At 66.5% G+C, this 406-nt stretch carries 1 protein-coding gene; it reads left to right on the top strand.

The features are described 5' to 3' along the window. Positions 1-4: 4 nt before the first annotated feature. Positions 5-406: toxin VasX (locus NPS47_RS25455; protein WP_337993431.1), on the top strand; the 402-nt coding region annotated here is incomplete at its 3' end.

Raw genomic sequence — 406 nt, 5'->3', positions numbered from 1 at the left:
ACCGGTGCGCTATGCCCTGGCAGAAGAAAAAACCGCCCATCCCTGCTGCACACCCGGCGTTGTCACCCGCAGCCACCCCATGGCGGCACGTCGCCTGCGTGGCGGTTATCTGTACCTGTGGCAAGACCAGGGCCCGCTCAAGCGCTATGCCGTCGCACCGAACGGTCTGCTCAGCGAGCAAGCGCTGGAAGACGATGACACCCTGGTCCAGCGCGGCACCCTGGCGGGGCTGGCGCTGAAAAAAATCCACACTGCCTGGATGCTCTACTGCGAGTACCCGCTGCCTGCGGAGCACTGTCAGGCGTTGAGCACCAGCAGTGCCAAGCGCGACACGCACATGCGCCGGGTCGCCTTGCGCACGGTGGCCAACGAGCTGCAGGCGCCGCATTGCCCGCCGCTGACCAGC

The organism is Pseudomonas putida (assembly GCF_028682475.1).
In the GTDB taxonomy this organism is placed as follows: domain Bacteria; phylum Pseudomonadota; class Gammaproteobacteria; order Pseudomonadales; family Pseudomonadaceae; genus Aquipseudomonas; species Aquipseudomonas putida_AG.
This window is presented reverse-complemented; position numbering and strand designations above follow the sequence as displayed.